Below are 7,651 nucleotides of genomic sequence, written 5' to 3' on the forward strand. Positions count from 1 at the left end.
TTCGCGGCTCGGATCGCTCAGAGGGGGTGAGGCCCGGTCGAAGCCGACGCATGGTCGACAGTCGGGGGAAGAAGTCTCTCGCGACGGCGATCGTGGCTTCGCTGATGACCTTCGGCGCCGTAGGTGCGGCGAATGCCGTGGAGTCCTCGACCCCACCGGCTCCGAACCCACCCATGCCCGCGCAGTGCGAGCTCGATCTGGCGATGAGCCTGGACCTGTCGAACTCGGTGGACGACACGCAGCTGCAGCAGATGCGCGACGGTGTCGCAGAGCTCGCCCAGACACTGAGCGAGTACCCGGTGAGGGTATCGCTCCACAACTTCGCGTCCAACGCGCCGGCGACAGCTGGTGGCAGTAACGCCCCTCTGCCGCTGACGACCCTCGACGGTGCCGGCGTGGCGTCGGTGACCAGCTGGGTGCAGGGCATCCAACGTCCTGCGTCGGCTCAGGGCGGGACGAACTGGGATCGCGCATTCGCTGCCGTGGACGCTTCGTCCGAGGTATACGACGCACTGCTCTTCGTCACGGACGGCAACCCCACTCAGTTCAGCAGCCCTGCTCAGGGCCCGGGGAGCTCGACGAACACCGCCACGATCACTGCAGCGGTGAACTCCGCCAATGCGCTCAAGGCTGCGGGCACCCGCGTCGTGGGAGTCGGGCTGACCGACAACATCAGCAACATGGACGAGTTCCGCGAGCACATGTCGCAGATCTCGGGTCCGACCGAGGGCAGCGACTACCTGGCGACCAACTTCGGCGACCTCGCCGATGTGCTGCTCACTCTCGTCGGGGAGAACTGCGCCGTCGCGCCCGCACCCGCGATCGACCTCGAGAAGACCGCGAAACTCGCAGATGGAGCGACCGGCGCCGTCGGCGACACCGTCGAATACACGTTCATCGCGACCAACACCGGTGACCAGACACTCACCGACGTCGTGATCAGTGACGCGAAGCCAGGGCTGTCGAGCTTGGAATACTCGTGGCCGGCTGAGCCTGGCGTGCTCGAGCCGGGGCAGTCGGCAACGGCCACAGCGGTCTATCAGGTCACCGAGTCCGACCGGGACAACCGGATCATCCAGAACTCTGCGACCGTGTCCGGCAACCCTCCGACCGGCCCTCCGGTCACGGATGCCGATGACGCCGATGTGACGCTCCCCGAGGACCCGGCCATCGAGCTGGTCAAGGACGGCGCACTCGCGGACGGAGGTGCCGGGACGGTCGGCGACACCATCGAGTACACCTTCACCGCCACGAACACGGGCAACGTCACGCTCACCGATGTGTCGATCAGTGATGAGCTGAAGGGCCTCTCGGAGATCGTGTACGCCTGGCCGGGAGAGACCGGAGTGCTCGCACCCGGTGAGTCCGTGACCGCGACGGCGACCTACGCGCTGACGCAGGCGGACGTCGATGCGGGCAGCGTGGACAACCACGCATTCGTGACCGGAGCCCCTCCCACGGGAGACCCGGTCCGGGACGATGACGAGGTGAACACGCCTCTCCCGCAGCACGCTGCGATCGGCATCGTCAAGACCGGCACGCTGAGCGGTGACAAGATCGACTACACGTTCCTCGTCACCAACACCGGCAACGTGACCCTCTCGGGTGTCGAGATCGTCGACAAGCTCCAGGGCCTGTCGGCGATCACCTACGGCTCCTGGCCGAGCGAGCCCGGAGTTCTTGCTCCGGGAGAATCCGTCACCGCGACCGCGGACTACACGGTCACGAGTGCAGATCGTGATCGCGGAAGTGTTCACAACCTCGCCACGGTGACGGGTGACCCGCCCAGCGGCGACCCCGTCCAGGCGAGGGACGACGAACGGACCACGGTCGGATCGCTCGCCACCACCGGTGGGGAGCTGGCCTGGGGTATCCCGGTTCTCGCCCTGCTGCTGCTCGCGGGAGGCGGCTTCCTGCTGATCTCCCGTCGGCGACGTACACCGGTGAGCTGAAGCGTCGGTGTCGGAGCGGCCGCCCCCTCTGAGGCCGCTCCGATGCCGGCACCCATGACTCCATTCTGGGGAGGGTGGAGACATGCGACAACTGAAGAGAGAGACATCGGAATCGCTCCGATGTGTCCGATGACACAGGGGAACGTCGTCGCCATGGCCCGTCCGGCCACTTCGCCGGACGGGCCATCCACCGTTGGTCCACCGTGAAAGGATCTCCCCATGACCGGGGTCACCGAAACGCCAGGTGATGGCTCGCTCGTGCGAATTCGGGCGCCACGTCCGAGCGGACTCAGCGATCACGAAGGCTGGATCGGTTCGAGCCTCGCTCGGGCGATGCGTCGCGCCCAGCTCGCAGGCATCGTTCTGGTGCAGCTCGTGCTGCTGGTCGCGGCGCTCGTCTCGGAGCTCGCCGTGCCCAAGGTCGCAGCGTTGCTCGTCGCCGGCGCCGTCATCATCGCCGCAGTCATCGTTCTGCTGCTGAGATCTTTGCCGATGGTGCTGATCCTGACCTATTACGTCGCTCTCGGTTTCTATTACGTCGTCGCGATGGATCCGAACGATCCGCTTCTCGGGGCGCTGATCCCTTTGACCGCGTGGACCGTGATTCTTCCGATCATGCTCCGGCCGGGCATCTGGCCGATCCTCGTGTCCGGGATGCTCGCCGCGACCCCGGCGGCCCTGATCGTCGTCGCCCACCCGACGTGGGATCGCGCGGTGCTGAGCGCTTCGCTGATCACCAACCTCATCCTGATCGTCAACGCGGCGATCTTCATCTTCTTCCTGCGGGGGATCGCCGGATCTCTCGACCGACAGAAGAAGGCCGCGATCGAAGAGGAAGCCCGCGTCGTGCGGCGACGCACCTCGAAGGAAATGGCCGCCGAATACGTCAGGGTCCTTCACGACACCATCGTGAACACTTTCGGAGCCCTCGCACGGGAGCAGCCACAGGGAACGAACACCGAAGAAGGGCAGGAGCGATGCCGGCGTGATCTGGAACGCATCCGGAACTTCCAGCGAAGCACTGCCGCGGGACGGCAGGCCAGGCCCAGCCTCACGGACCTCGACCGAATCGGCCTCCCCGTGCGTTGGACAGGGATGTCGGGAGACGATCTCCGTCGCTTCCAAGCACTGCTGCCGGTACCCGTGCTCGACGCCCTGTGCGGGTGCGCGTCCGAGGCGGTCCGCAATGCCACCAAGCACTCCGGTGCCGACCACGTCATCGTGGATGCCCAGTACATCGACGACGAACTGCGAGTGAAGATCTCAGACGACGGCTGTGGGTTCGATCGAGCCAGTATCGACGAGCGTGGGATCGCAGAATCGATCGTCGCGCGGGGCGAGCTCCAGGGCCTCGCCGTTGCACTCGACGCCGCGATCGGAGAGGGGACGACCGTCCAGCTGTCCTGCTCTCTGAGTCCCCCGACCGAAGCCGCAGCACCGAGCGGCGAGGTCCGGCCACTGGGTCATTTCACGCGAAAGATGTCCATCGCCTGGGCGCTTCACGCGATCGCCATCGGTATCTCCCTCGAAATCGTCAGCCCGGGAGAGCCCAGCCTTGCCACCTATCTGCTCCTCGGAGCCCTCCTCGCATTCGCCGGCGCCAGTTGGAGTTCGAGCCGATTCGATCGGCTACTCCCTGTCTGGCAGATTGCGCTGATGCTTGTCGCCATCCCCGCAGCGAACTGGTGCGCGCTCGAATCCGTCGGCTACGGCAACGACGCTCCGTATCTGTTCCCAGCGGTGTCGCTCACCGTCCTTCCCGTGCTCATCCATGCCTCCGGCCGGACGTTCTCCTCCTTCTTCCTCGCCGTCGGCGTGCAGGTCGCGAGCATGCTGATCCTCGGAATGGGTGTCGTCGACACGAGTCGGTATGCAGAGATCCTCTTGCTCGAGGCACCCACGGTCGCCCTGCTCGCGATGTGGTTCATCCTCCTGCGCAAGTTCCGATCCATTGAGGTGGAGATCGCGCACGCGCAGAAGACCATGGATCGAGCAATGAGAGAAGCGGCCGCTCACGAGGCGGCAACGGAGGTTCAGATGCAGTGGAGCGCTTCCGGCCTGCATGGCTCGCTCGAGTTGCTGCAGGAGATCGCCGCGGGGGTGATCTCGCCAGACGATCCGGAGACGCGCCGGCGCTGCGGAGACGAGGAGACCTTCCTCCGGCAGATCAGCGCCCTCTCGCAGACGGCGACGCTCATGAGTCGATGGTTCGCCCTGGCGCTCGCCGACGCACGGAGACGGCAGATCGAGTTCGAGTTGCATGCTGAGGACGCTCAGATCGACGATCCTCAGGCGGCTGACGAACTCGGCCATCTCGTGCTCGACTGCATCGCGGCAAGCCCCGAGAAGAGCGCGATGCGCGTGACCGTCCTGCAACGCGTCCGAACCGTGCGCATGCTCATCGTGACGCGCAGGGACGGCGATCTCGCCGATCGCGTCGACGTCGAGGGACGAGGAAGTCTGCGCGTCACGATCGAACGGCTCCAGGATCACATCCTCGTGGACGCGACGTGGAGGAGATCGGCGGCAACGTCCCCTCACTCCGGGTGGAGGATCAGCGCCAGCCCGACGGAACGCTAGCCACCGATCTGCATCGCGAGCACATGACATCGCAACTGCGAGTCCCGCATCTGTTCGTCGACCAGCGTGAATCCCATCCGACGATAGATCTCGACATTTCCGGAAGTGTCGGTGTGCAGCACGATGCGTCGATGTCCCGAGGCGGCTGCGTCGCTCAGGACGCGGTCGACGATACGGCGCCCCATTCCTCGGCCTTGCGCCGTGCGTCGTACTCCCAGCACCCACAGGTAGGCATCCCGATCCGTGAGATGCGCGTCCAGAATGCGGGTGACCTCTGCATCATCACGCCGAAGACGACCCATCGTGGAGAATCCCACCTCGAACGGGAGGCTCAGAGCATGCACCCGAAGCGCCGTCCGCAGACCGACGTGTCGAGCCGACGCCGGCACCCATGCGCCCACAGCGGCGACCTGACCTCGGCGATGAGTCGCAGACCCTCCGGTGTCGACGCGATCGTCCGAGGCTTCGAACGGGGTGGCCACGACTCCGCCCCACAGACGTGCGCACGACACGGGAACGCTCATCAGGCGCGCCAACGCGCGCTGTCTTCGATGACCCGGTGACCCGAGGGCGTACCGAGCCCAGGGGTCGTCCGCAAACGCGTCGGCAAGTGCCGCCGTCACCGCCTCGGCAGTCGGGCGGAAGGCGTCGTCGGAACTCATGAGACGGCTTCGGATCGCGCACCGTCCGCGTGGCCGACCGCAGCGGCCCGCTGGGGCCGCCGGGAGGCACGCCACGCGTGATATCGCTCGAGCGTCACGACGACGCCGGCCGCGATGTACACCGCTTGCATGAGGGTTCGCCACAGCAGCTGGTCGTACCAGGGCAGCGGGGCGCCGGAAAGCGCATACGAGACGTTCGCGGGGAACATCACCACGAGCAGGAGGGTGAGCGCGGCCGCGGCGATGAGGGAGAGCCGTGGGATGAGCAGGCCGATCGCCCCTGCCAACTCTGCGATGCCCGTGAGGGTGACGATGAGCTCCGGTGCGGGAAGGGTATCGGGAACCATCCCGATCATCTCCGCACGCATGCCCGCAAAGTGGGAGACCCCGGTGAGGAGGAACATCGCCGACAGTCCGCCGCGGAGCGCTGCGGGGAGGCGGCGCAGCCCCCGCACACCGAGGGCGCCGATCAGGAGCAGAAGGGCCGTGACGGCCAGAAGGGTGAGGAGCGGTTCCATGACGACGCCTCAGGCCAGCGATCCGACGCCCGCGCAGATCACGCTGAGCCCGACCGCGACGAGCGAGGCAGCGAGAACGACGACGCCGATCCAGAGGAGTGCCACGAGCCGATTGGGCCGCCGCGGGTCGCGTCCGAGCACAGAGAGGAAGAAGCCGGCAGGGATGAGCAGTGCGCTGGCGAGCACTCCGACGGCGGCCCATCGCCAATCGCTCGTCACTCCCGCCGCGTTCTGCAGCAGCACGCTGACGAGCCCCAGGATGATCAGCACCCCCGCATGCGCGTGGCCGGCCCGGAAGAAGGTCTTCTGCAGGTCATTGAAGGGAAGGCCTCCGGCGGCGATCCGCAACAGGAACGTGCCGCCGGACATCACTCCGACGACGGTGAGGATCGTCGCTCCGGCGACGACGGTCAGGATCGGGTCCACATCGAGCTCCCTCGGATAGTTGTGGTATCCAGTTAAGTAGACAGTTAAACTATCCAAATGTCCAGTCCGTCTAGAAAGAGGCAGGAATGCGCATCTCGGAGTTGGCGGAACGCAGCGGCTCGTCGATCGCGACGGTCAAGTTCTACATCAGGGAGGGCATGCTCCCCCGGGGGGAGGTGACCTCCGCGACGAGCGCGGAGTACGGTGACGACCATCTCGCCCGCCTGCGACTGATCTCAGCGCTGACGGATGTTCGCGGCCTGCCCCTCGGTCGCGTCAAGGAGATTCTCGCTCTGATCGATGAGCCGGATCTCGATCCTGTCGCGGTGCTGGGTCGAGCCATCGGGGCGCTCCCGCCGTACGTGAACGGGGATCGTGACGAGTATCCCCGCGCTCAGGCGGTGATCGAGGCTCTCGGCCTCACGTATGATCCCGCCTTCAGCGCCGTCCCACAGCTCGAAGACGCCATCCGCGCCCTCGAGCATGCGGGACTCGATACCACCCCGGGAACGTTGCGCCGCTATGCGGATGCGATGCGGGCTGTCGCCCTCGAGGAGGTCGGTCCGCTCTCGGAGATGTCGCTTCCACGCGCGATCTCCTACTCGGTGCTCGGCACCGCCCTCTACGAGCCGCTGATGCTCGCCCTGCGTCGACTCGCACACCAGCACCTTCTCTCGGAGGGGACGGCGCACCGCCCACGACGATCGTGAGATCCGAGGCGTCAGGGGGTGCGCCGGGCTGGGGTCACCGAGAGCGCAGCGATCCCGACATTCACCGTCACCACGACGGCTGACGTCGATGCGCTCCTGGATATGCGGCGCGAAGCCAATCATGGGATCGCGGCTTCCGGAGAGAAGCTCTCCGTCAACGCTTTCCTCGTGCGCGCCGTGGCACTCGCCCTCGCAGAGCATCCCGAGATCAACGCCACCTATTCGGACGAAGGCCGTGGGCAGGCGCTCCTTCACGAACGCATCAACATCGGCATCGCCGTGGATGCGCCCTCCGGGCTGATGATCCCCGTTCTCCTCCGCTTCCCCCTCCGGGAGGGGGAAGCGCCCTCGTGATATCCGCTCAGGCCCAGAACCGGTCCGGATGGTCGACCGCGGACGACGCTGCGGTTCACAGGACTGATGGTGCTGTGGGGGTGTCGCGCTTCGGCCGGTCGGCGAGCTTGAGCCACACGACACCGGCGACGATCACGGCGAGCCAGAACCCCTTTGCCGGTGTCATCGTCTCGTCGAAGAACACGGGACCGAGGAGCGCGGCGCCCACGGCGCCCAGCCCGGCCCAGACCGCGTAGCCGATCCCGACATCGATGCGCTTGAGCGCGATGCTCAGGAAGAGCAGTGTGAGGAGGAAGAACCCGATGGCGACGATGGACCAAGTGGGGTTCGTGAAGCCCTCGCTGCCGTTGACGCTCAGGGCGTAGCCGACTTCGAACACGCTGGCGACGAGCAGGGCCAGCCAGGCGAGAGCCTGGGGGGAGCGACGGCGGGCGTCGTGGTGCTGTCTC

Annotated in this window: 8 protein-coding genes; 4 read left to right on the forward strand and 4 right to left on the reverse strand. The window is 66.4% G+C overall.

Translation table 11 applies throughout. From position 1 onward, the window contains the following. Window positions 1-50 precede the first annotated feature (50 nt). Window positions 51-1,952 (forward strand): LPXTG cell wall anchor domain-containing protein, encoded by a 1,902-nt coding sequence (locus CQ042_RS14435; RefSeq protein WP_181157581.1) that lies wholly within the window; start codon window positions 51-53, stop codon window positions 1,950-1,952. Between the two features lie 333 nt (window positions 1,953-2,285). Further along, entirely contained in the window at window positions 2,286-4,532 is a 2,247-nt protein-coding gene (locus CQ042_RS14440; protein WP_146115409.1) for a sensor histidine kinase, read from the forward strand. On the opposite strand, the gene CQ042_RS14445 is transcribed toward CQ042_RS14440, so the two are convergent. The 3 genes from CQ042_RS14445 to CQ042_RS14455 all read right to left on the reverse strand — a co-directional run bounded on the left by CQ042_RS14445 (window position 4,529) and on the right by CQ042_RS14455 (window position 6,138). Continuing rightward, entirely contained in the window at window positions 4,529-5,056 is a 528-nt protein-coding gene (locus CQ042_RS14445; RefSeq protein ID WP_181157582.1) for an N-acetyltransferase, read from the reverse strand. The genes CQ042_RS14440 and CQ042_RS14445 overlap by 4 nt on opposite strands. A gap of 134 nt (window positions 5,057-5,190) precedes the next feature. After that, complete coding sequence (locus CQ042_RS14450; RefSeq protein ID WP_105671147.1) at window positions 5,191-5,712, reverse strand: DoxX family protein; 522 nt, start codon at window positions 5,710-5,712, stop codon at window positions 5,191-5,193. Window positions 5,713-5,721: 9 nt separating this feature from the next. Next, window positions 5,722-6,138, reverse strand: coding sequence for a hypothetical protein (locus tag CQ042_RS14455; protein WP_105671148.1), 417 nt, complete (start codon window positions 6,136-6,138; stop codon window positions 5,722-5,724). Between the two features lie 86 nt (window positions 6,139-6,224). On the opposite strand from CQ042_RS14455, the gene CQ042_RS14460 reads away from it, so the two are divergent. Beyond that, a complete protein-coding gene (locus CQ042_RS14460) occupies window positions 6,225-6,848 on the forward strand; it encodes a MerR family transcriptional regulator (RefSeq protein WP_105671149.1) in 624 nt (207 codons plus the stop codon). A gap of 18 nt (window positions 6,849-6,866) precedes the next feature. Beyond that, window positions 6,867-7,202, forward strand: coding sequence for a 2-oxo acid dehydrogenase subunit E2 (locus CQ042_RS14465; protein ID WP_105671150.1), 336 nt, complete (start codon window positions 6,867-6,869; stop codon window positions 7,200-7,202). Between the two features lie 55 nt (window positions 7,203-7,257). Here CQ042_RS14465 and CQ042_RS14470 read toward each other — a convergent pair whose 3' ends face one another. Continuing rightward, window positions 7,258-7,602, reverse strand: a complete 345-nt coding sequence (locus CQ042_RS14470) for a multidrug efflux SMR transporter (protein WP_105671159.1) — start codon at window positions 7,600-7,602, stop codon at window positions 7,258-7,260. Window positions 7,603-7,651: the final 49 nt, after the last annotated feature.

This window comes from Microbacterium sp. MYb62 (genome assembly GCF_002979475.1).
Lineage (GTDB): Bacteria > Actinomycetota > Actinomycetes > Actinomycetales > Microbacteriaceae > Microbacterium.